This is a genomic window from Paraburkholderia sp. Ac-20340, assembly GCF_017104965.1.
Classification (GTDB): domain Bacteria; phylum Pseudomonadota; class Gammaproteobacteria; order Burkholderiales; family Burkholderiaceae; genus Paraburkholderia.
On sequence record NZ_JAAGPR010000017.1, the window covers coordinates 156599 to 179063 of the forward strand.

General features: G+C 61.6%; 19 protein-coding genes and 1 pseudogene. 6 read left to right on the plus strand and 14 right to left on the minus strand.

Annotated features, from left to right (window positions below; translation table 11 throughout):
• Positions 1 to 19 precede the first annotated feature (19 nt).
• On the plus strand, positions 20 to 1618 hold the full coding sequence (locus tag G3N59_RS21220) for an aldehyde dehydrogenase (NADP(+)) (RefSeq protein WP_241023685.1): 1599 nt from the start codon (positions 20 to 22) through the stop codon (positions 1616 to 1618).
• 15 nt (positions 1619 to 1633) lie between these two features.
• Here G3N59_RS21220 and G3N59_RS21225 read toward each other — a convergent pair whose 3' ends face one another.
• The 12 genes from G3N59_RS21225 to G3N59_RS21280 form a co-directional block, all read right to left on the minus strand.
• Positions 1634 to 2572 carry a LysR family transcriptional regulator gene (locus G3N59_RS21225; protein ID WP_205984590.1) on the minus strand — a complete coding sequence of 313 codons (939 nt, stop codon included), beginning with the start codon at positions 2570 to 2572 and terminating at the stop codon, positions 1634 to 1636.
• 89 nt (positions 2573 to 2661) lie between these two features.
• Positions 2662 to 3969 (minus strand): MFS transporter, encoded by a 1308-nt coding sequence (locus tag G3N59_RS21230; protein WP_205984591.1) that lies wholly within the window; start codon positions 3967 to 3969, stop codon positions 2662 to 2664.
• Positions 3970 to 4002: 33 nt separating this feature from the next.
• A complete protein-coding gene (locus G3N59_RS21235; protein WP_205984592.1) occupies positions 4003 to 5175 on the minus strand; it encodes a lactonase family protein in 1173 nt (390 codons plus the stop codon).
• Positions 5176 to 5402: 227 nt separating this feature from the next.
• Positions 5403 to 6323, minus strand: a complete 921-nt coding sequence (locus tag G3N59_RS21240) for a helix-turn-helix domain-containing protein (RefSeq protein WP_205984593.1) — start codon at positions 6321 to 6323, stop codon at positions 5403 to 5405.
• 247 nt (positions 6324 to 6570) lie between these two features.
• Positions 6571 to 7596 (minus strand): porin, encoded by a 1026-nt coding sequence (locus G3N59_RS21245; protein WP_205984594.1) that lies wholly within the window; start codon positions 7594 to 7596, stop codon positions 6571 to 6573.
• Positions 7597 to 7739: 143 nt separating this feature from the next.
• A complete protein-coding gene (locus tag G3N59_RS21250; protein WP_205984595.1) occupies positions 7740 to 8633 on the minus strand; it encodes a phosphate ABC transporter substrate-binding protein in 894 nt (297 codons plus the stop codon).
• Positions 8634 to 8722: 89 nt separating this feature from the next.
• Positions 8723 to 9580 (minus strand): aldolase/citrate lyase family protein, encoded by an 858-nt coding sequence (locus tag G3N59_RS21255; RefSeq protein WP_205984596.1) that lies wholly within the window; start codon positions 9578 to 9580, stop codon positions 8723 to 8725.
• A gap of 62 nt (positions 9581 to 9642) precedes the next feature.
• Entirely contained in the window at positions 9643 to 10629 is a 987-nt protein-coding gene (locus G3N59_RS21260) for a protocatechuate 3,4-dioxygenase (protein ID WP_205984597.1), read from the minus strand.
• Positions 10630 to 10755: 126 nt separating this feature from the next.
• The gene (locus tag G3N59_RS21265) at positions 10756 to 12036 is read right to left on the minus strand and encodes an MFS transporter (protein ID WP_205984598.1); all 1281 of its coding nucleotides are present in this window, start codon (positions 12034 to 12036) and stop codon (positions 10756 to 10758) included.
• A 122-nt stretch (positions 12037 to 12158) separates the two neighbouring features.
• On the minus strand, positions 12159 to 13010 hold the full coding sequence (locus tag G3N59_RS21270; protein WP_205984599.1) for an amidohydrolase family protein: 852 nt from the start codon (positions 13008 to 13010) through the stop codon (positions 12159 to 12161).
• A gap of 55 nt (positions 13011 to 13065) precedes the next feature.
• Positions 13066 to 14091 carry an amidohydrolase family protein gene (locus G3N59_RS21275; protein WP_205984600.1) on the minus strand — a complete coding sequence of 342 codons (1026 nt, stop codon included), beginning with the start codon at positions 14089 to 14091 and terminating at the stop codon, positions 13066 to 13068.
• Positions 14088 to 15077, minus strand: coding sequence for a PhnD/SsuA/transferrin family substrate-binding protein (locus tag G3N59_RS21280; RefSeq protein WP_205984601.1), 990 nt, complete (start codon positions 15075 to 15077; stop codon positions 14088 to 14090). Before G3N59_RS21280 ends, G3N59_RS21275 begins: the two co-directional genes overlap by 4 nt.
• Positions 15078 to 15373: 296 nt before the next feature.
• Between G3N59_RS21280 and G3N59_RS21285 the strand changes: the two genes are divergently transcribed.
• Both G3N59_RS21285 and G3N59_RS21290 read left to right on the plus strand, forming a co-directional pair.
• Positions 15374 to 16123 (plus strand): 2OG-Fe(II) oxygenase, encoded by a 750-nt coding sequence (locus tag G3N59_RS21285; RefSeq protein ID WP_205984602.1) that lies wholly within the window; start codon positions 15374 to 15376, stop codon positions 16121 to 16123.
• Between the two features lie 86 nt (positions 16124 to 16209).
• Positions 16210 to 16803 carry a 2OG-Fe(II) oxygenase gene (locus tag G3N59_RS21290; protein WP_346777913.1) on the plus strand — a complete coding sequence of 198 codons (594 nt, stop codon included), beginning with the start codon at positions 16210 to 16212 and terminating at the stop codon, positions 16801 to 16803.
• A 14-nt stretch (positions 16804 to 16817) separates the two neighbouring features.
• On the opposite strand, the gene G3N59_RS21295 is transcribed toward G3N59_RS21290, so the two are convergent.
• Entirely contained in the window at positions 16818 to 17180 is a 363-nt protein-coding gene (locus G3N59_RS21295; protein ID WP_241023687.1) for a hypothetical protein, read from the minus strand.
• 322 nt (positions 17181 to 17502) lie between these two features.
• Here G3N59_RS21295 and G3N59_RS21300 point away from each other — a divergent pair, with 322 nt between their 5' ends.
• The 3 genes from G3N59_RS21300 (at position 17503) to G3N59_RS21310 (ending at position 22097) form a co-directional block, all read left to right on the plus strand.
• Positions 17503 to 18408, plus strand: coding sequence for a LysR family transcriptional regulator (locus G3N59_RS21300; protein ID WP_205984605.1), 906 nt, complete (start codon positions 17503 to 17505; stop codon positions 18406 to 18408).
• Positions 18409 to 18510: 102 nt separating this feature from the next.
• Complete coding sequence (locus G3N59_RS21305) at positions 18511 to 20469, plus strand: aconitase family protein (protein WP_205984606.1); 1959 nt, start codon at positions 18511 to 18513, stop codon at positions 20467 to 20469.
• A gap of 185 nt (positions 20470 to 20654) precedes the next feature.
• Positions 20655 to 22097: an MFS transporter gene (locus G3N59_RS21310; protein WP_205984607.1), complete on the plus strand. Its 1443-nt coding sequence runs from the start codon at positions 20655 to 20657 to the stop codon at positions 22095 to 22097.
• A gap of 174 nt (positions 22098 to 22271) precedes the next feature.
• On the opposite strand, the pseudogene G3N59_RS21315 reads toward G3N59_RS21310, so the two are convergent.
• Positions 22272 to 22465: pseudogene (locus G3N59_RS21315) on the minus strand (IS481 family transposase); the annotation flags it as partial.

Genomic DNA, 22465 nt, shown 5'->3' on the forward strand with positions numbered 1-22465 from the left:
ACACTAAAGGACGATGACGATGCAAACCCACGTCTCAATCGAGCCGCAAGGCGAGATGATCATCGGCGGTGAATCCGTCAAAGGCACAGGCGGCACGTTGCGCGCGATTGCCGCGGCAACGGGCGAAGCGCTCGAACCCGCATTCGGTTGCGCAACGCCTGCGCAGGTCGAGCGCGCCTGCACGCTTGCGGGCGAAGCCTTCGATACCTTCCGGCAATTGTCCGATGCGCGGCGCGCAGCGTTTCTCGACGCTATCGCGCAGGCCTTGCTCGATCTCGGCCCGGTGCTGATCGAGCGTGCGCACCTTGAATCGGCGCTTCCGGTGGCGCGCCTCGAAGGCGAGCGCATGCGGACCGTCAACCAGTTGAAGCTGTTCGCCAACGTCGTGCGCGATGGACGCTGGCACGGCGCGGTAGTCGATTCGGCACAACCGCAACGCGCGCCGCTGCCGCGTCCCGACCTGCGCATGCGACGCATCGCCGTCGGTCCGGTGGCGGTGTTTGGCGCGAGCAATTTCCCGCTGGCGTTTTCAGTGGCGGGCGGCGATACGGCGGCCGCGCTGGCTGCGGGTTGCCCGGTGGTGGCGAAGGCGCATCCGGCGCATCTGGGCACTTCCGAACTAGTTGCGCGCGCAATTACAAAGGCGGCGCGCGAAACGGGCATGCCTGAAGGCGTATTCTCACTGGTGATCGGCGACGGCAACGGGATCGGCGAAACGCTGGTTGCGCACCCGGAGATTCAGGCCGTAGGCTTCACGGGTTCGAAGCAGGGTGGTCTGGCCTTGCTGCGCATCGCTCAGGCGCGTGCGGAACCTATTCCCGTTTATGCGGAGATGAGCAGCATCAATCCGGTCGTGTTGCTTCCGAACGCACTGGCCGCGCGCGGCGAACAGATCGCGCGCGAATACGCAGATTCAATCGTGTTGGGCGTCGGTCAGTTCTGCACGAATCCCGGCATTGTGCTGGCGCTTGCAGGTGAAGCACTCGACGCATTTTGCAGCACGGCAGCGCAGGCGATCACGACCAAGGCCGCCGCCACCATGCTCACGCCGAACATTCACGCGGCGTATTGCCGGGGCGTTGCGCATCTTGCCGAGCGCGATGGCGTGGGCACGCTCGCACGCGGCGGCGACGCACGCGGACCGAACGATGCGGTGCCGATGTTGTTGTGCACGCAAGCAAGTGCGTTCCTGGCCGATCCTGCCCTGCATGAAGAAGTGTTCGGCCCGTGTTCGCTGATCGTGGCGTGCCGCGATATCGACGAACTGCACGCCGTCCTGCGCCGCATGAGCGGTCAATTGACGACCACCGTGCAGCTGGACGAAGCAGATTACGCCCAGGCGCAGGTCTTGATGCCGATCCTCGAACGCAAGGCCGGCCGCGTGCTGTTCAATGCGTTCCCGACTGGCGTGGAAGTCTGTCATGCGATGGTGCATGGCGGCCCGTTCCCGGCGACTTCGGACACGCGCACGACTTCGGTGGGCACGGCGGCGATCGATCGCTTCCTGCGCCCGGTGTGCTATCAGGCGGTGCCGGACGCGCTGTTGCCCGATCCGCTCAAGCACGATAATCCGATGGCGATCTGGCGTCTCAACGATGGCGAATTGAGCCGTAATTAAGGCACTTTTCTGTGATCAGGCTTCGGGCGCGGGCAAGGTCGCGCCCGGCCAGTCGCCTGCTTCGATGAGTTCGGCGGCGAGCTCGCGTATCATCTGCGCGACTCGCCATACGCCATCGGGCAAGACGCGATTGAGCGGCCAGGCGATCGCCACGTCGCGCACCACGGCCGCATTCGCGAGCGGCACGCAACGCAGTCTTCCTTGCGCCACTTCTTCTATGACTGACGCTGCGGGCAATATCGTGCAGCCGCATTGCGCCATCACGAGGCGCTTGGTCAGCGAAATCGAGCCATCGCATTCGAGCGCAATCTGCAGGGTGAATCCGTGTCGTGCGGCAAGCGATTCGGCCAGCACACGCAAACCGTGATGCGTGCTCGGCAGGATGAGCGGCACCTGGCCTAGCGTGCGCACATCGAAAGGGCCGGCGGGCAGGGCAAATTCCGCTGGCGTGACCAGACAGAGTTCCTCCGCAAGCAGCGGATCGAATTGCGTTGCGCCGCGATGCTCGGGCACATACATGATCGCGAGATCGAGTTCGCCGTCGTTCAGGCGGCCGAGAATCTGGCTTGCGAGACCTTCGACAAATCGCACGCGGGTGTGCGGATAGCGCGCACGCAGACGCTGCCCAAGCTGGCCGAACATGATGCGCGCGATGGTGGGTTGGGCCGCGATGGCGAGTTGTACCGGACCGCTTTGCGTGCCGCTGCGCATCGCGCCGCGCGCTTCTTCCAGCGTGCGTTCGAGCGTCTGCGCGTAGCCGAGCAGTTGTTCGCCGTGCGTGGTGAGGCCCACGCCGCGCCCGCTGCGGCGAAAGAGCCGCACGCCCAGCCCCGCTTCGAGCAGCGCAATCCGGCGGCTGACGGTGGACTGATTCGCGCCAAGCTCCATGGCCGTGCGCGATATGCTGCCCGTTTTCGCAACGTGGGCAAAAACGGCGAGGTCGTCTGAATTCATCGGTGAATCGCGTGATAAGCTGCGCTCAGGTCATATGAAGAGCGCCGAAACGCAGCGCCATATGGCGTGCGTTTCTTTATATCACGTGTTCAGCCGCAATCGGCGCACCCGGTATTTTGATTCGCTTGCGTGTCGCTCGCAGGCGTGTTGACGCGCGGCGCCCACTCGCGCCGCATGAGCGTGATCGTGCTGGTCGCGCCAATCAGCAGAAAGATGAAGATCGCTGTCATCGGCAGGGTATAGCTGCCGCCAATATGCAGCAGCCAGCCGGAAAGACTTGCCGATACGCCGCCCGCAAGACTCGTAGCGACTTGCTGGAGCCCGGTATTCAAACCCACGGCGGGTTTAGGAATGAGAGTGAGTTTGCACAACGCGAGATTATTCGCGGTAACGAGGCCGAGCAGCGAAAGCGAGACGACGTTCCAGAACAGCGCCATATCCGAAGAATGCGCATTTGCGCCCAGCAATACCGTCGTACCGCCGATAAAACCCGCGACGATAAAGCATTTGCGTACCGTCGCCGCATCGTTACCGCGCGCGATGATGCGGTCAGCCGCCCAGCCCGCAATGGCCGCAACGATTGCAATACCCGCGAAACTGAAGAATGTATAGAGCCCGGACGATTGCAGTGAAAGCCCGCGTTGCTCGACGAGATACGCCGGCATCCACGTCATGCAATAGAACGCGAAATAGCTATAGCAGAAGTTATTGATCAGGCCGCCCCACACCACTGGGCTCGCCAGCAGATTGCCGAGCGGCACCGAAGCCGCACGTTCTTTGGCGGCCGCCAGTTCGCTGCGCGAAGGGTAATCGTTTTCCACCATCAGCAGCCACGGCAGCAGCCAGATCAATCCAACCAGACCGGTGGCGATAAACATCGCTTTCCATGAGGCCGTGACGATCATCCACGCCGCAATAGGCGCGCCCAGCGCCGGGCCCATTTTGCCGCCAATCGAAAAGATGCCGAGCGCCGTGCCTTTCTGCGTTTCCTCGAAGTGATTCGCAAGATAGCGATAGGTCGCGGGCACCACGACAGCTTCCGCCGCGCCGATCAAAAGCCGCATGACGATCAGCGCGGAGAGCGTCGTGACCAGGCCCGTTGCCGCTGCTGCGAGACACCAGAGCAGAAAGCAGATCGCATAAGGGCGCTTGACGCCATAGCGATCGACCAGCCAGCCCATCGGCATCTGGAATACGCCGTACGACCAGAACACCGCGGAATTGAGCCAGCCGCGTTCGATACTCGTGAGTCCGAAGTGATGAATAAAGGCTTTATCGGCGAGCGCCGAAGACAGGCTGGTGCGATCGACAAAGGAAATCAGCAGGCCGAGCGATAACAGCACAAGCACGCGCCACGGATGCGTGGCGCGCGTGCGGGGCTTGGAAAACACGTTCATGGAATTGCGTACTGCAGTGTGATGCACATGGTCTTACCTGACAAAAGCCACGCTTGTGGGGTCCTGCACGGCGACCGATTCGCCCGTATCCGCAAGCGTGCCGGCGGTGCGATCGATGTGGAACAGGCGCACGTCGCCGCTATGCTGATTCGCAACGAGCATCCATTGCCCCGATGCATCGATACCGAAACCCCACGGTTTCTGGCCGCCCGAAGGCGTGCGCTGAACCAGCGAGACTTCGCCCGTGGCGGCGTCAACGCGATACACCATCAAGGCGTTTTCTGCGCGATTCTCGACATAGAGAAAACGTCCGTCGCGGCCGAATGCCATTTCCGCGCCGCTTTTCACGCCGTTGAACGAGGCGCTGGTGATCGGCGTCGATTGCATCAACGTGAGCGCGCCTTTCGAGGCGTCCCAGCGCAGCGCCATCAATTCGGCGCTCATTTCCGTGAGCACGTAAGCATAGTCGCCGTTCGCGCTAAAGAGAATGCGGCGCGGGCCGCTGCCCGGCGGCGTGTCGAACGCGTGCGGCGCATCGCCTGCGCGTGGCGAAAGCGCGTGCGTATCGCGATCGAATCGATAGATGAATACGCGGTCTGCGCCCAGATCCGGCACGAGGGCATAGCGGCCGGAAGGATCGATCGTGACGCCGTGCGCGTGTGCGCTTTTCTGGCGCGGGCTCGGGCCCGAGCCTTTTTCTGCAATCGTCGATTCGAGTTTGCCGACACTGCCGTCGCCGTCCACCGTCACGCTGGACACCGAGCCGCTGTTGTAATTCGCGCCGAGCAGCGTGGACGAAGGCGCATCGAACTGCAGAAAGGTGGTGCCCATGCCGCCCGTATGCACATCGTTGATGCGTTCGAGCGCACCCGTGCCGCGATTCACGGCGTAGGCGGTGATGCTGCCTTCCTTGTCGCGCTGATCGTCAACGGCATAGAGTATCGGCAAGGCAGGGTGCGAAGCCACCCATGTCGCGCTCGGACCCTGCGCGGCGGTGCCTAGCGCAACGATCTTGCCCGAAGCCGTATCGAGACGCAGTGCGCTGATCTGCTTTTGCTGCGTGCCGATATAGGCGAATTCCGTGGCGGAGTTCTGCGAGTCAGTGCTGGCAGACGAAACCGCCGTACATGCCGAGATCGTTGCGCACGCAACGAGTGAAAGAGTGACCGCTAGCCGCGGAGCATAAAGCTTGAACGAATGCGCCATATTCGATTCACGTGATTGGACTTGAAGAAAAGCATAGGGGGCGCACGAGGCGTGGTCCCTGCACAATTCCCGGTTTCACTGGCACTTTTCCGCTCGACCAGGGAATGTACGGGGACGCCTAGTCGGGGACGCTTAGTTCGGGGCGCGTATCCGCGGACCAACAAAACACGCCCCTACCTGCGCCGCATCACGTGAAACTCACAGCGCAACCATCGAGCGATAAAAGCCTAACGACGCGCGTCGATACGAAACTGACTAGGCGCCTGTCCCACTTCGCGGCGGAAAAAGCGCGTGAAATACGCGGCATCGGCGAAACCGAGCCAGAACGCAACCTGTTCCACCGACATATCGCCGAAGATAAGCTCGCGTTTCGCTTCGGTGATGATGCGCGCGTGGATCATCTTGGTCGGACTCATATCGGCCGCCGATGCGCAGGCGGCACGCAATTGCACCGGCGACACCGCGAGTATCGAGGCATATTCCTGCAGCGGCAGATTGTTGCGGTAATGCTCTTCAATCAGCTTGCGAAAACGCTCGACCAGACGCACGTCATGGCGCGGTGTGCCGTCGTTCGCGGCCTGATCGAGATGCGCTTCACGCACGAGCGTGAGCAGCAGCATCGTCAGCAAGGCTTCGGCGCCGGGCACGTGGCCAACGGCGCTCGATTCGACTTCCTGCTTCAGGCGTTGAATCAGCGTATAGAGGTCGTCCCCCGCTTCTTCGGCATGCGCCAGCGGAATCATGCGCGGCGCAGACCACAGCACGATGAATTCGTGCAGCTTCGCATTGACCTGGGTGAGATAGGAAACGTCGACGGTGACGACCCATCGATCGACATCGATTTCGTAATCGAGACCGTGAATGCATTCGGTCGGCAGAAGCAGTGCGCATGGACCTTCGAAAGGCACACTGCTGCCTTCCAGATTCATGACGCCGCGCCCGCTGCGCACGAAAATCACCTGCCCGTAGGTAGGATGCGCGTGCGGCGCAGTGCGCCAGCGGCCACGCTCGGTCACGTGACCGACATGAACGAACCAGTTTTCTTCCTCGGGTCGTTCCACATACAAGCGCACTTTCGGCACAGCGGCGAGCCGGGCTTCGCCGGTCGTTCTGCGCACGGGTTTGCTGCTCATCGCACTCTGGGCCATGAAGTCTCCTCGGCGAGCGGTCTTGCGCCGGACGCCTTTGCGATTGAAGTTTCGCCGGAGCACTGCACCTGCTGGCCGGGCCCACATGCCATTGCTCCGGTTGCGTCCCTTTTTAAAAAGACGCAGAAAACGCCCACCATTCTTTCATACCGACTCTCGGGGCGCGACCTGCTGCTAACCCCAACGCCGCCGCGCAATTCATTACGCGGTATTACGAAAATCATTGCGCGGCGCGCTTAAACAAGCATTAGAACGTGTGCACCATGCCAAGAATCACACCGCGCGTATTCGAGCCCGGCGCCACGGTAACACCGGCATATGACGTGCCGTTGAGCGTAAAGGCCGCGCGATTCCGATTCTGGATAAAGCCCGCCGATGCATAAAGCGTCGTGCGTTTCGACAGATAGTGCTCGTAGGTCATGCCGATCTGTTGCGCGTTATTGCCCTGTCCCGTGCGATCGTGTTCGTAGCCGTACATCAGCATGAGTTGATCGGCGGGGGAGAACAGATACGATCCCGACGCTTCGTACACGTCGCGTTTGACGCTGTTATCGGTCTGGTTTTCCGTGTGATAAGCCAGATAGAAACGCGCCGCGCCCACGCCTACGGAAGCCCCCGCATTGAAGACCCGCAATGCGGACGTGCCGGCCGCATTATCGGCCTGCTCGTAACCTGCTGCCACGCGGAACGGGCCATTTTCATAGCGCACCGCTGCGTTATAGAACTGCAGGCCGTTGCTGGGTTTGGTGGTGGAGTCGCGCATCGCCACCATGAATTGCGCGGTCAGACCGTAGAAAGTCGGCGTGAAATACGAAATCGCATTGTTGACGCGAATGGTCAGCGAATTGAAGTTCAGCATGGGCGAACCCATACTCATCACGGCAACCGGGTCCAGCTCGCGATTCAGGAAGATGTACTGCGGCGTGTTTTGCAGACCAAAGCGGACTTCACCGAAATTGCCGGATACGCCCACCCACGCCTGACGATTGAAGGCCGCGGTGGAGTTCGCCGCTGCGCCTGTCATGGCGGAAAAGCCTTGTTCAAGCTGGAAATTGACGTGAATGCCGCCGCCAATGTCCTCGCTGCCCTTGAAACCGTAGCGGCTTGCGAACAGGCCGCCGGAGGTCGCGCGCACGACCTTGCCGTCGCCTCCGTTCTGGAACTCGACGCCATTGTCGATCACGCCATACAGCGTGACGGACGACTGCGCGTGCGCCGCGCTGAACATGCAGGCCGATGTGACGCCGCATGCCAATACGAGCAATCTTTTCATTCTGTCTCCGTGTTCTTTCTATTTATCGCGGCCTGTCTATCTGGCTCGCTCTGTGCTGCGGTTTGCTTCGTAGTCCTCCGGGAAATAAGTGCAAGAATGCGCAGCGGCGAAAGCCGTTGCGCATCCGGCAAAAAGGGAACCGATTAACCGAGGGTGGCGGTCAGATCGTCGAAGCACTCGTCGACGGACAGACGGTGCGGAATGATTTTCTGGTCGAGCGCCCAGTCGATCGCGAGCTGGATGCCCTTGCGATTCGCTTCCATGCCGATCGGCGGGAACACGGCCGGTACGCCTTCGGCCTGCGCGCGGCTTTCCACCACCATGCGATAGAGTTCGCGCACGACATCCGGGCGCTGCTTCGACAGGTCGCTGTGCACCACGAACATATGGTTGATCGGCACCACGCCTTCGCGCGCGAACCAGTCTTTCGCGGCGTTCTGCGCGTCGGGCACGAGCGTGCGCACGCGCGGGTCCTTCGGCATGTCTTCGCCGAGCAGGGCAGCGTCCAGTTCGCCGTCGAGCATCATCTGCGGAATCGACGAGCCCTTGGGCAGGCGCACGCAATTGGCGGGATCGCTGTATTCGGCGAGATGGCCGTCGCCGAGCGTCATCCACGTGACCTTGTCGAGATCGACGCCGTATTCGTGGCGCAGAATGCCGCGAATCCACAGCGCCGTGGTCTGCGTGTAGGTGCGCACGCCCACCTTCTTGCCTTCGATGTCGCGCGGCGCGAGTTCGCCGAAGTCGACGTTGTAGCCCGCGCAGTGATGCTGGAAGCGGCCCGAGATGGGCGCGGGCAGCAGCACATAAGGCTTGCCGTAGGCTTTCGCCTGCAGGAAGGTGACGATGGCCAGTTCGCCCGCGTCGAATGCGTTTTCGCGCACCATGGCCTTGAAGCCGTTATGGGCGGGCGTGGGGCCGCAGTAGTCGAGCGTGACGATGTCCGAGCTGACGCGGCCGTCTTTCATCGCCTTGGTCACGGCATAGTCGGCAAGATTGACGCGCAAGGTCGGTACTTCGGTTTGCGTGGTCGTCATGATAAGGAATCCTTATTCGTGTTTCGATGAATCGCGCGATGCGCAATGCGGCTCGCTGCTGCTTGCTGCTGATCGTTGCTGCTTGTCGCTTAGTAACCCGCCATTTCGCGCGCTGCGCCCACGACGCCATAGCTGCGTGTCGGTGCCGACATCAGGAAACGGTAGCCTTCCTCGATCAGACGCTGATGGTTCTTCGCGGTCACGTGCGGATTGCCCACTACGACGTTGTGCTTGTGGCAGATCGACACGATACGGCGCATGGCGTCCAGCACTTCGGGGTGCTCGTATTGACGCGCGAAGCCCAGTTCCTGGCTCAGATCGCCTTCGCCGATCAGGATGAAGCCGATGCCCGGCACGTTCGACAGAATGTCGTCGAGGTTTTCGATCGCCTGGGTGCTTTCGCACATCAGGCCAACGAGAATTTCGCCTTCCGGCACGAGCGGCCACACGTCGGCCTTCTTGTAGTAATCGGCCGTGCTCAAGCCCCAGTAGCGCGCAGCCGTAGCGGGACCGTCGCCGCGCACGCCTTTCGGCTCATAAAGCGGGGCGCTCTTGGGGCGCGCATAGCGGCACGATGCCACCGCGTTATAGGCCTGTTCGACCGTTGCCACGTGCGGCCACACCACGCCGTAAGCGCCGCGATCGAGCACCTGCTTGGCAAAGGCCTGATTCATTTCCACGCCGTTGGCGGGAATCCGTGCAATCGGCGTCACACGCGGCGAGACCGAACCCGATTCGGCGATTTCCTTGCGGTTGAGCATGTACTGCATGGCGTCGCCGAGCGCGGCAACATCGTACGGGTTGTGTTCCATTTCGAACACGATGCCGTCGTACGGGGCGTCGCTCATCTCGATCGCGTTCTGCTTGTCGAGCTTGGAAAAGGCGGTGAAAGCGGGCTTGCCCGATTCGAGGGCGCGAATGATGCTATTGAGGCGATGGGTGCTCATACGATTTGTCTCTCTTCGATGAATTGGATTAGTGGCGCAATGTTCTGGCTAGTGCTGGCGATTTATTCCGCCGCTCTCCAGTACATGAAGCCCATGCCTTCGCCGGTACCGGCGGGCGTGCGCCAGCAGGGCACGTAATCGACCAGCGTCATGGCCGCGCCGGTTTCCTGGACCGCTTTCATCACGCTCACATAGAGCTTGATTTCCGAGGTGCCCGATTGATACGAGCGGTCGTCCACGGCGGCGAGGCCGTCGTAGTCGTAGTCGCCGAGCATCTTCATGATGCTGTGATCGAACTCTTCGTCGTTGACGAAGTGCGAGAGGCCGCCCGAAGCGAAAATACCCACCCGCACATCTTCCGGCCAGGCCGTGATCGCATCGCGCAGCACGCGGCCGAACTCGATGCAACGCGACATCGAAGGCTGCGTCGGCGGATAGAAGCAGTTCATGATGATGGGCACGTGCGGCGGCGGGTTGTCGTCCATGATCTGGTGATAGACGAAGCTGTACGCGTGCGGCACGACCGGGTATTCGGGGCGCGGTGTCATCCAGACGTTTTCGGGCCACTGGAACAGATCGGTGAGATCGAAACCCTCTTTCTGGAAGTGCTCGATCAGATACGTCGCCAGTTGCGGATGGCATTCGTGCGTGACGTGGTGATCGGGCGCATAGACCGAACGTTGCGGCGGACCGTTATGCACATCCTTGCCGCTATAGATGGCGATAGAGGGCGAGAAGTCCGTGAAGATTTCCTTCTGGTCCTTGCCCAGAATGATGGCGACGTCGACCTTGGCTTCACGATAGGCGGCGGCCATCTTGTCGAGTGCGGCGCGGCAGCGCGCGGCGCGTGCGGTGCGTTCTTCCAGCGTGAGGAACGGTTCGAAGGCGGCTTTGCGGTGCGCTTCCAGTTCGGGGTAAGTCCACGTGCGGTTGCGGAACCAGAGCGCCGGATTGTTGCGGTCGCGCTCGCCGTTCTTGAGCCAGTCTTCAGGCGCCTGGCCCAGCATACCGCTATGCGGCACTGCCATTCCGAATACGATCTTCGCCATTTAGGTTGTTTCCAGTTTTTTTAATCTGGGCCGCACGAGAAGGGTGGCGGCCCGAAGGGTATCAATTGCGTCAGCCGATATTCGCTGCGCCGCGTTCGTGATGGTTCGGAATCCGATGCAATGGAATCAGGCTTCGCGCAATTCCCCCTGTGGCTCGCTGACTTTCGGTGCCCATTCGGCGCGATACATGATCAGCGTCGCCGCCGCGCCCACCAGCAGGAACACCAGAATCACCAGCATCGGCAGGTCGTAGCTATGGCTGATATGCAGGAGCCAGCCGGAAAGACTTGCCGCGACACCGCCCGCAAGACTCGTCGCCACCTGCTGCACGCCGGTCACGAGGCCGATGGTCTGCTTCGGAATCAGCGTGAGACGCGAGAGCACGAGGTTGTTCGCCGTGGTCATGCCGAGCAGCGAAAGCGACAACACATTCCAGAACAGCGCGGTATTGAGCGATTGTGCGTAGGCGCCGAGCAGCACCGTACAGCCGCCCACGAAGCCTGCCACGATAAAGCCCTTGCGCACGACCACCGGATCATGACCGCGAGCGATGATGCGATCCGCGGCCCAGCCCGCGATGGCCGCAACAATCGCAATGCCAGCGAAACTGAAGAACGTGAAGATGCCGGATTCGCCGATCGACAGGCCGCGCTGCTCGACGAGGTAAGCGGGCATCCACGTCATGCAGTAGAAGGTGAAATAGCCGTAGCAGAAGTTGGTGACCATGCCGCCCCACACCACTGGACTCGCGAGAATGCTGCCGAAACTCACGCTGCGTGCGTGACGGTCGGCTTTGGCGAGTTGGGCGCGCGAGGGCAGGTCGTTGCGCACCAGCGTCAGCCAGGGCACCAGCCAGAGCAGGCCGACCAGACCCGTGGCGACAAACATCGCTTTCCACGAGTAATTGACGATGAACCACGCGCCCACCGGTGCGCCCAGTGCGGGGCCGAATTTATTGCCCATCGCGAGAATGCCCACGGCGAGACCGTTCTGGCTTTCGTCGAAGTTATTGCGAATCCAGCGATAGCTTGCCGGGATCACGATCGCTTCGGCGATGCCGATCAGCAGACGCATCACGACGAGGCCCGCGAGCGTCGTTACGGCGCCCATCAGCGCGGTGGCGAGACACCAGAGCGCGAAGCACACCGCGTAGGGCCATTTCACGCCGTAGCGGTCGGCGACCCAGCCCATCGGCACCTGAAACAGGCCGTAGGACCAGAAGAAGGCGGAATTGATCCAGCCGCGATCGACATTGGAAAGCGCGAAGTGACGGATAAAGGCGCTGTCCGCCAATACGCTGGAAATACTGGTGCGATCGATAAAGGACGTAAGCACGCCGAGCGCCAGCAGGGCGAGAATGCCCCATCGGTTCACGCTGCCTTGCCGCTGAGTTTTGCTCGTCTCCATCTGCTTTTTTCGTAACCTCAATCGGTTTTCTTACTGGCTGGCCGGTGTCTGCGATTGCCACTCATGCAGGTCACCCGCCAGCCGCCGTGTTGCAGGCGCGCCTCGATCAGCGCTTCAGATCGTCAGGCCAGCGCCGGGTACAGCTTTTGTGCCGTCTTGCCGAAGATCCACGCGCGATCCGCCGCATTCAGGCAGGCCAGACCGGCTTGCGCCGTCGCGAGAATCTCTTCGAGCGTGCCAGGCGACGTGGGGAAGTTCGAGCCCCACGCCATGCGGTCCGCGCCGAACGCTTCCACCACCAGCGGGAAAAACGTCTGCGCGCTGGCCTTTTCCTTTTTCACGTCGCCGAAAATGCGCGGCGTGAGCTTGAGGAAAATGTTTTCGTACTGCGCCAGTTCGAACAGGCTTTGCGCGGCCGCATACGGTGCGCCATCGGCAACTTCCGGGCGGCCCAGGTGATCGAGCACGATCGGCACCGTGGGAAAGCGCCTGGCGAGTGCGGTGACTTGCGGCAGACCGACCGGGCCGGTCTGGATGCACATCGGCAGGCCCAGTTCCGCGCACAGTTCCCACGCGGGGAACGAGCGCGGGTCGTCGAGTTCGCTCGGGTCGAACTCTTTCGTGCTGCCGCCCGTGAACAGACGCAAGCCGGCGAGGCCGCGGTCGGTCCATTCGCGAATGCGTTGCGGCGCGTCTTCCTTGAGCACGTCGACCGAACCGACTGCCACGAGGCGGTCCGCGTATTTCGCGCAGCCATCGACCACATAGCTGTTGTCGAAGCCATACGTGGTCGACGAATGCACGACCGCGGCCTTGCCCACGCCGGCCGCATCCATCGCGGCGATCAGCGTTTCAACCGTGGTGGGGCGCTCTTTCGACCATTCCGAACGCTTGCCGAACAACGGCGCCGGCGGATAGCGGCTTTCGTCGTCGGAGATGATGTGCGGATGAATATCAACAATGGATGAAGCCATGTCTCTCTCTCTGTCCCTGTCTGTCGATCTGAATCGCGGGTTGCGCGACCGAATATCATTTGCCCTGTGCCTTCAGGCGTGCATCGAGACGCGGATACACGCGGCGCGCGTTGCCTTCGAAGATCTTGTAGCGGTCTTCGTCGGAGAGAGCGGGGCAGGCGTCGATATAGCGCTTGGTGTCGTCGAAATACTGGCCCGTTGCCGGGTCCTTGCCGCGCACCGCGCCGATCATTTCCGAACCGAACAGCACGTTGTCCGCCGGAACCACCTTCGTCAGCAGTTCGACGCCCGGCTGGTGATAGACACACGAATCGAAGAAGATATTGTTCAGCAGTCCTTCAAGCGGACGCTCGCGCATTTCCAGCGACATGCCGCGATAACGGCCCCAGTGATAAGGCACCGCGCCGCCGCCGTGCGGAATCACCAGACGCAGGGTCGGGAAGTCCTTGAACAGATCCGATTGCAGAATCTGCATGAACACCGAGGTATCCGCGTTCAGATAATGCGCGCCGGTGCCGTGGAAGCAGGGGTTGCACGAAGCGGCCACGTGAATCATGGCGGGCACGTCGAGTTCGACCAGCGCTTCGTAAAGCGGATACCACTCGCGGTCCGTCACCGGCTTGCCGGTCCAGTAGCCGCCGCTCGGATCGGGATTCAGGTTGCAGCCGACAAAACCCATCTGCTCGACGCAGCGGCGCAGTTCCGCGACGCTATTGGCGGGCGCGACGCCCGGCGATTGCGGCAACTGGCAAACCGGCGCGAAGTTCTCCGGGTACAGCTCGGTCACGCGAAAGACGAGATCGTTGGACACTTCGGCCCATTCGAGGCTCGTGCGCTCGTTGCCGAGGTGATGGCTCATCAGGCCGGCGATCGGCGAGAACAGCGTGAGATCGCTGCCGCGTTCGCGTTGCAGTTTGAGCTGACCGTTGCCGATGGCTTCGCGGATCTGGTCGTCGCTCACGAATGCGCCGTCGCGCGAGGGCGCGTTGGCGATATCGTTGGCGAATTCGACCTGTTTGGCGCGCCAGTTACGGAACGATGCGGGAACGGTCGTGAAGTGGCCGTGGCAATCGATAATCATGCTTTCACCTCTTGTGCCAGCGGGTCGACGAACAGCTCTTCAATCGCCATGCGGCGCGGCGTGAGGCCTTGCTTGAATGCGGTGGCTTCGAGTGCTTCGATGGTCTTGAGGTTTTCCGCGAGACCGTAGGGCAGCGGGTCGTTGCCAACGATCTTTCGCAGCGCCAGGTATTTCTTGTCGCTGGCTGCCGTGGCTTCGCCTGCGTCCAGACGTGCGAGCCATTCTTGCTTGGCCTGCGCGAACGCGTTGTAGATCGAGCGCGCGACCCACGGATGCTCGGCCAGCACCGAATCCTTCACGACGATGGTGCCGTGCATCGGGTAGATGCCGGTGCGTGCGTAGTATTCGGTTTCGAGCGCCTCGGCGTTCGGCAGCAGATCGGGGTAATCGGCCTCGACTTCCTTCCAGCCGCCCGTGGGCGCGCCGGTGCGGCCAATGCCTGCCGCTGCCGCGAAACCTGCCGAGAGTTCGCCGCTTGCCATCATGTCGGCCAGCGAGCTGCCTGCGGGCGCATGAATCACGTTGCCCGGCAGTTTGAGTTGCGTGACGTGCTCTTCGTCGTCGACCACCCACGTGACCTTCGAGGAATCCAGACCGAATTCGTCGATCAGCACCTGGCGCGTCCACACGCCGGTCGTGACCGAATAGGCGCGCACGCCCACTTTCTTGCCTTCGAGATCCTTCGGCGAATTGATGCCAGCGTCCGGGCGCACGAGCAGGCCGCCGTGGTGGAAGCGGCGCACGACGAAGATCGGCAGCGCAACGAAGGGCGCGCCATAGGCGCGGGCGATGATATACGTGGTCGGGGCCAGTTCGCAGACATCGAATTCGACATCACGAACCATGCGGCGGAACGCGCCGATCTGGGGCTGAACCGTGACGAATTCCGCGTCCACGCCCTCGATGGGAATGGAGCCGTTGCGGATCGCCGACGTATGCGGATGCTCGGCGATGGCAATTTTGAGCCGCACTTTCTGAGTCAACATCCTCTCCTTGCTTGAATGAGCCGTCACGGGTAGCGGGCCGGATGGCCTGGCCGGACTGGCAATGCGATGGGGAGAGAATAGAAGAGGGCCGCGCGGGCGTCCCTACACAAAAGAGAGATTCAATAGCACTTTTTTTAGCGCCGCTCGCGCCGCGCCCGCGGGTATACGTGGGTGAATGCTGCGGCGCTTGTATTTTTTGCAGTTTATGAGGGGAATAGGAGCGCAAGGAGCGGAGCGTCCTTGATGCGCCATCGCGGTAGACTGCGGGCGTTCGCAATGACTGACTGGAAGGGGCGATGGGCGAAACCGCGCAAAACGAGCAAGCCGTGCAGACCTTGCAGACCGACTGGGAGGCGATCTGGGACGCCGCCACGGCGTCGCTCGATCGTTATGGCAATGCAGTGCTGCCTTCGTTGCTCACGCCGGATCAATGCGAAAAACTGGCCGGACTCTATTCGCGCAACGATTGCTTCCGCTCGCGCGTCGTGATGGCCCGCCACAATTTCGGGCGCGGTGAATATCAGTATTTCTCCTACCCCTTGCCGCCTTTTCTTGAACGGCTGCGTCACGCGCTTTATCGGCGTCTTGCGCCTGTGGCCAATCGCTGGAATGGGCAATTGGGTGTGGATGTGACATATCCCGCAGAACTGGATGCGTTTCTCGCGCGTTGTCGCGAGGCCGGGCAGACCCGGCCGACTCCGTTAATGCTTCGCTATGGTCCGGGCGACTACAACTGCCTGCATCAGGATCTTTATGGCGAGCATGTCTTTCCGCTTCAGGTGGCCGTTCTGCTTTCGGAACCCGGTGTGGATTTCACGGGCGGCGAATTCGTCATGACCGAAACGCGCAGCAGCGGCCAGCATGCGGATGTGGTGCCCTTGAGGCAGGGCGACGCGGTCATTTTTGCCGTGAACGAGCGGCCCGGGCTGGAGGGGCGTGCACGCAAGGTTGCGATGCGCCATGGTGTGAGCGTGGTGCGCAGCGGCCGGCGTTATACGCTGGGCGTGATCTTTCATGACGCGCGCGAGCCGTCGGCATCGGCATGATGGGATGGAATATGCTTGAACGTTTCGATATGCCAACTATTGGCGCGCAACTGGATGCGCAAGGCTATGCGCTGTTGCCGCAATGCTTGGGCGCGCGCGAGATTCACGCCTTGATTGCAGCGCTTGACGACAAAAACTCCACCATTGGCGCCGATGGCGAGGAGCTTTGTTACTTCGGTCAGGAAATGCCGCCAAGCTTGCACGCATGGTACGAAGCGCTCTATCGTTGGCTTGTGCCAGTGGCGAATCGCTGGAATGAGTTGGCTGGAATAGAAAGGCGTTTTCCTGATGAACTCAATACGTTTCTCGAGCTGAATGGCCACGCTTCGCAGAATCGGCCGCAATCGCATTTATACAGGCTGCGCGAAAGCGAGCGCCGCGCACTGCATCGCCACGACGAAGGCGAGTGGATTTTTCCACTGCAAATCGTCGCGCTGATGAGCGAACCGCAGCGCGATTTCACCGGCGGCGAATTCGTCATGACGGAGCAGCGTCCGCGCATGCAGTCGCGCCCGATGGTCGTGCCGCTGGCATTCGGCGACATGGCGATCATCGCGAGCGCGCAGCGGCCCGTACAGGGTACGCATGGCTACTACCGAGCCAGTCTCAAACATGCAGTCAGTCGCGTGCGTAGCGGCGAACGCATAGGGCTGGAATTGATCTTTCATCAGGCGGCGTAAGTGGCCGCCCGCAATCAGGCTGCCTGCGGCAACGGCGACTCATTCGAACTACGCAGAAACCGGTCCAGCCGCTTATAGGCTTCAATCAAGGCCTGGCGCGGTGCAAGAAACAATTGCGTATCCGCCTGCTGCAGAATAGGCTCGACCAGCGCCCGCTCGCCCGGGGAAATGCGGCAGGTTTCATCGTCGCCCGCGCGCAGAATGCACTTCTCCAGTGCGGCTTCGGCATCGGCGAATCTGGCGATTTCCGTATCGCCATAGCCGGCGCACTGCACATAGAAAGTGAGGTAGACCATGCGCACCAGTTCGCTGACAAGCCGTGTGGTGCCCGCCCAGCTCTGGCAGGCGGCGAACGTGAGGTGATGCGCGAGCGCCATGTCGGTGGCCGTTTTTTCGTCCAACGGGCGCTGCATGAAGCGGGAAGAAGCGGTGGGAGGCAGTACGGAGTGGGCTTTTTTGCTACGTGACATTGATACAGAAGTGGTGCAACGAAGGATGGGTGCGAACCGGAAGACAAACAGGGTTCACGGCGATTATGCGCGAATTGGCGCGAACGTGACGGCGAACCCGCACATCGCGCACTTGCAGGTGAGATCGAAACTCGCGTAAAAGCATAAACCACGGCACCTGACATCAAGATGTTGATCGGCTGACAAAGTTGTTATGTACATGCAATAAACCTTGAGGACTTCCGGCAGCATGCGTATCGATCCCTATAGCCTCGAACTCTTTATTGCCGTCGTCGAAGAAGGCTCTATTGCCCGCGCGGCGAGCCGGCATCACATTGCCGCTTCGGCCCTGAGCCGCCGCATTGCCGATCTGGAAACCGCGCTTGGCATGCCGCTGCTGATCCGCTCGCACGGCGGCGTGGCGCTAACCGAGGCGGGCCGCGAAGCATTCGCGCGTGCACAGTCGTTGCACGCGCAACTACAGTCGTTCGCGCGCGAAGTGCAGTCGCACAGCGGCCAGATTGCGGGCGTGGTGCGTCTCTATGCGAATGCATCGGCTATCGTCGGGTTTTTGCCTGAACGGCTCAAGGCGTTTCAGGCTGCCTATCCGCTCGTGCAGATCGAATTGACCGAAGCGGTGAGCGACGAAGTCGTGCGCGCGTGCGTGGAAGATCGCGCGGACGTGGGCGTGTCCGCGAATGCGAGCACGCCTGCCGCGCTCGAATCGTGGCATTTCGCGCACGATCCCTTGATGGTGGTGCTGCCGCCCGATCACGAACTCGTCGCCATGGAGAAGCTCGATTTCGCCGATGTCATGCGTTTTCCGCTCGTGGCATTACAGGCGGGCGGCGCGCTCGACCGGTTGATTCACGAGCGCGCCGACGCCCAGCGCGCACCGCTGAAGCTCGCCGTGACGGTCAACAGTTTCGATGCGCAATGCCGCATGGTGGAGGCGGGACTCGGCATCGGCATCGTGCCGATCAGCGCGGCCTCGGCGTTCGCGGGTTCGCGTGGTTTCGTGCGTCGGCCGCTCGGCGACGCGTGGGCGCTCGGGCGCAGCCTGCAGGTCCACGCGCTGCGCAAGTCGTCGCGGTTGCGCGCGGTGCAGGCGCTGGTCGATCTGCTGACCGAAACGCCGCCGGAACGCCAGAAATAAGGGTTTGTGCGGACATCGCCGTTTGCGATGCCCCACGTGCCGATCCAGCACTTCGCCACGCCTTGCCGCGCCCGCTACATTGCAGGGAGAAGGAGAAATTGGATGGCAACCCTGGATTTGAGCGGCCGGATTCTGTTCCTCACCACGAACCCGGCGCAGATCGAGCAGCAACTCGCGGGCGCGGATTTGCACGACGTGCCCGCCGACACGCTGCGCGACGACGTTTCCACCGACGAAATCACGCCGATGAGCGTGCTCACACGCTTCGACGAGCGTCTGGGCCGCGTGCCCTATGTGGGATTGCGCGTGGGCGAGCGCAATCCCATCGGCATGGACGGTGTGCGCAATGGCGGCTTTTGTGTGACGGTAGCGGGCAATCGCTACGGCAAAGGGTCGTCGCGCGAACATAGTCCGCTCGCGGAATATCGCGCGGGTATTCGGCTCGTGATCGCGAAGAGCTTCGAGCGCATCTATCGACAGAATGCCGATAATCTGGGGCTGTTTACCTCGACGGATTTCGGTCTGATCGAACGCATCCAGCGCGGCGAGCCGATTTTTATCGACGAACTGGTGGCCTCGCGCGATGCGCTGGCAGCCGCCATTCTGCGCAGCGGCGGTCTGCTGCGTTACGGCGCGCGCCATATGCGCGAGATTCGCCCGGCAGCGGCCGCGCAAACGCAGCAGCCGCGCACGCTGGTGCAGAAGATCCTGGAGCGCCACGCGCTGCGCACTGAAGGCACCAGCGACGCCTTTACGCCCGGCGCGGGCGTATTCGTGCGCGCCGATTGGCGCTTTATCCACGAGTACTACACCGGCATGGCCACGCATATGCTGCACGCCGAATTCGGCCGGCCGCTCGCGCTGCACGAACCGCAGACGATGCTCGCGTTCGAGGATCATCTTTCGTACGCGCACAAGAGTGCGCTGCACGTGCGTAATGGCCTGCTGCCCGATGTGCGTGAATTGTCCGCCGCGCATCGCCAGTTCGCGAGCGAATACGGCATTCGCGATCACGGCTATTTGCCGGCATCCGCCGATGCGCCCGCCGAAGGTTCGGAAGGCATTTCGCACGCGATGATGGCGGAACGCTACGCGCTGCCGGGGCAGGTGGTGGTCGGCACGGACTCGCATACGCCGCATAGCGGCGCGCTGGGTTGCGTGGCGTTCGGTGTGGGCACAACCGATATGGCCAACGCGTTCGTCACGGGCGCGGTGCGCATGACGGTGCCGGCGTCGCTGCTGATCCGCTTTGACGGCGCGGTGGCGCCGGGCGTAACCGCGAAAGACCTCGTGTTGCATCTGCTCGCCGACAAGCGTATTCGCGCCGGTCTCGGTGTGGGCAAGGTATTCGAATTCGCGGGCCAAGCCGTCGCGCAACTCACGATCGACGAACGCGCGACGCTGACCAATATGACCGCCGAACTGGGCGGCTTTACCGGCATCGTCGCGCCCGACGAAGTCACGGTGGCTTTCCTGAAGGAGCGGCGCGGCGTCGATTTTCTGATCGAGCCGTGGATGCATAGCGACGAAGGCGCGCCTTACGCCGAAGTCATCGAGATCGACTGCACGCGGATTACGCCGATGCTCGCCGCGCCAGGCGACCCGGGCAACGGCGTGGCGCTGTGCGATCTGGTCGAGCGCCCGCGCGTGGATATCGCGTATGGCGGCTCCTGCACGGCCGGCAAGCGCGAGGACTTCGATCACTATCACGCGGTGCTCGCCTGGGCCGCTGGGCGCGGTCTGCGTGTGCCGGAGCACGTGCGGCTCTATCTGCAGTTCGGCACGTCGGACGTGCGCGATTACTGCGAGCAGCGCGGCTATCTGAAAGCGTTCGAACAGGTCGGCGCGATTTTGCTGCAGCCGTCGTGCGGCGCGTGCGCGAACTGCGGGCCGGGCGCGTCGACGCAGGCCGACGAAGTCACCATCAGCGCGATCAACCGCAATTTCCCGGGGCGCTCGGGGCCCGGACAGGTCTGGCTCGCCAGCCCGCCGACGGTGGTGGCGAGTGCGCTGGCCGGACATATTGCCTCGTTCGCCGAGTTGCAGGCGCTGCACGCTTAAAGCACTAAGGTGCGTCAAAGCACCCGTGCCCGCGGATCGGGAGATCGCGAACGGGTCTCAAACCCGGCGGGCCTGGATACAATCGGCGATCCGCCCCTGTGCGTCGACGCGATTTCACGTCATTTCGCTCGACAGGGACAGGCAGTGGGCGCCGATTCATTCCAACACCGTTTCAGGAGACAGGCATGGCCTCTCTGGAGAGCGCTCCCCAGCCGCGCGCCAACGACCGCGCATCGACGGCGCAGACCATTGCAGGTGCAGACAAAGGCGCGATCTCCGCGCGCCTCGATCGTCTGCCTGCCACGGGTGCGATCTGGAAGCTCGTGTTGCTGCTGAGCCTGGGCTTCTTTTTCGAACTCTACGATCTGCTTTATACGGGTTATGTGGCGCCCGGGCTCGTCAGGAGCGGCATTCTCACGCCGACTACGCCAGGGCTTTTCGGTACTTCGGGGATTGCGGGTTTTATCGCTGCGCTCTTTAGCGGGCTGTTTCTGGGCACGATTGCCTGCGGGTTTCTCGCCGATCGTTTCGGCCGACGTGCGATTTTTACGTGGTCGATGCTCTGGTATGTGGTCGCCAATACGATCATGGCGTTTCAGGACACTTCGTCGGGGCTCAATTTCTGGCGTTTTGTTTCGGGGATGGGGATTGGCGTCGAGCTCGTGACGATCGGCACGTATCTTTCCGAACTCGCGCCCAAGCATTTGCGCGGGCGTGCTTTTGCCGTGTGTCAGACGATTGGTTTTACCGCTGTGCCGGTGGCGGCCTATCTTTCGTATCTGTTCGTGCCGCGTTCGGTTTATGGGCTCGATGGGTGGCGTTGGGTGGTGCTGCTCGGTGGCGTGAGTGCGCTGTTTGTCTGGTATTTCCGGCGCAATCTTCCAGAAAGTCCGCGTTGGCTCGCGGGGCAGGGGCGCGTCGATGAGGCCGATGCCGTGCTGGCGCGGCTCGAAGCGCTTGTCGAGCGGCAGTATGGGCGTGCTTTGCCCGCTCCGGGGCCCGCCGATCCCGTGACGCAGAAGTCTGGTTTCGCCGATATGTGGAAGCCGCCTTATCGCAAACGCACCATCATGCTGGTGCTGTTTCATATCTTTCAGACGATCGGGTTTTTTGGCTTCGCTAACTGGGTGCCGACTTTGCTCGTCAAGCAAGGTGTTACCGTGACTTCCAGTCTGCTTTATACGACTGTTATCGGGTTGGCTGCGCCGCTTGGGCCTTTGCTCGGGTACTTCATCGCCGATCGGTTCGAGCGCAAGCATGTGATTGTTTTTATGGCGGCCGTCAATATTGTGGCCGGGCTGATGTTTAGTCAGGTGCGGGCGGCGGGCGCTATTGTGGCTTTGGGGGTGCTGCTTACGCTGGCTGGGAATATTATTTCTTTTACTTATCACACGTATCAGCAGGAACTCTATCCGACTGCTATTCGGGCTCGGGCTGTCGGTTTTGTCTATTCCTGGAGTCGGCTTTCGGCTGTTTTTAGCTCTTTTGTGATCGCTTTTACGCTGAGAGAGTTTGGGGTCGCAGGGGTGTTTGTTTTTATCGCCGGAGCGATGTCGCTTGTTATCGTCGCTATTGGGTTTATGGGGCCGCGCACGCTTGGGAAGTCTTTGGAGAGTATTTCGCACTGAGGTTTTTTTATTTTCGCTTTTTTGGGTTTTTTCCTGTTTTCGGGTTTTCCTGTTTTCGTGTCGGTCTGTTAGCGTCGCCCCTGTGCGGGGCGGCACCTACTTTTCTTTGCAGCGGTGTACAGACCGCAGACATGGGTAACAGGTGTACGGAGACATGGGTAACACATTATCCGTTCACGTTTGCTGGTTCAGATTGATAGTCCCAAAGCAGTGGTGCGCAAAATACAGGTCATAGCAGTCATCTTCTCCAGCGCGTTCGCGAATGCCTACCGGCAGATTGTGCAGCGCGCTGGATACCTTGAATCGCCGCTGCCTGAAGCGTAGCTCTCCGTTCCATCCGACGCGTTGCACGACATCGTTTTCCCCAT

Coding starts and splice junctions, on each gene's coding strand:
- G3N59_RS21220 (WP_241023685.1), top strand. CDS start 20: ATGCAAACCCACGTCTCAATCGAGCCGCAAGGCGAGATGATCATCGGC.
- G3N59_RS21225 (WP_205984590.1), bottom strand. CDS start 2,572: ATGAATTCAGACGACCTCGCCGTTTTTGCCCACGTTGCGAAAACGGGC.
- G3N59_RS21230 (WP_205984591.1), bottom strand. CDS start 3,969: ATGAACGTGTTTTCCAAGCCCCGCACGCGCGCCACGCATCCGTGGCGC.
- G3N59_RS21235 (WP_205984592.1), bottom strand. CDS start 5,175: ATGGCGCATTCGTTCAAGCTTTATGCTCCGCGGCTAGCGGTCACTCTT.
- G3N59_RS21240 (WP_205984593.1), bottom strand. CDS start 6,323: ATGGCCCAGAGTGCGATGAGCAGCAAACCCGTGCGCAGAACGACCGGC.
- G3N59_RS21245 (WP_205984594.1), bottom strand. CDS start 7,596: ATGAAAAGATTGCTCGTATTGGCATGCGGCGTCACATCGGCCTGCATG.
- G3N59_RS21250 (WP_205984595.1), bottom strand. CDS start 8,633: ATGACGACCACGCAAACCGAAGTACCGACCTTGCGCGTCAATCTTGCC.
- G3N59_RS21255 (WP_205984596.1), bottom strand. CDS start 9,580: ATGAGCACCCATCGCCTCAATAGCATCATTCGCGCCCTCGAATCGGGC.
- G3N59_RS21260 (WP_205984597.1), bottom strand. CDS start 10,629: ATGGCGAAGATCGTATTCGGAATGGCAGTGCCGCATAGCGGTATGCTG.
- G3N59_RS21265 (WP_205984598.1), bottom strand. CDS start 12,036: ATGGAGACGAGCAAAACTCAGCGGCAAGGCAGCGTGAACCGATGGGGC.
- G3N59_RS21270 (WP_205984599.1), bottom strand. CDS start 13,010: ATGGCTTCATCCATTGTTGATATTCATCCGCACATCATCTCCGACGAC.
- G3N59_RS21275 (WP_205984600.1), bottom strand. CDS start 14,091: ATGATTATCGATTGCCACGGCCACTTCACGACCGTTCCCGCATCGTTC.
- G3N59_RS21280 (WP_205984601.1), bottom strand. CDS start 15,077: ATGTTGACTCAGAAAGTGCGGCTCAAAATTGCCATCGCCGAGCATCCG.
- G3N59_RS21285 (WP_205984602.1), top strand. CDS start 15,374: ATGGGCGAAACCGCGCAAAACGAGCAAGCCGTGCAGACCTTGCAGACC.
- G3N59_RS21295 (WP_241023687.1), bottom strand. CDS start 17,180: ATGGCGCTCGCGCATCACCTCACGTTCGCCGCCTGCCAGAGCTGGGCG.
- G3N59_RS21300 (WP_205984605.1), top strand. CDS start 17,503: ATGCGTATCGATCCCTATAGCCTCGAACTCTTTATTGCCGTCGTCGAA.
- G3N59_RS21305 (WP_205984606.1), top strand. CDS start 18,511: ATGGCAACCCTGGATTTGAGCGGCCGGATTCTGTTCCTCACCACGAAC.
- G3N59_RS21310 (WP_205984607.1), top strand. CDS start 20,655: ATGGCCTCTCTGGAGAGCGCTCCCCAGCCGCGCGCCAACGACCGCGCA.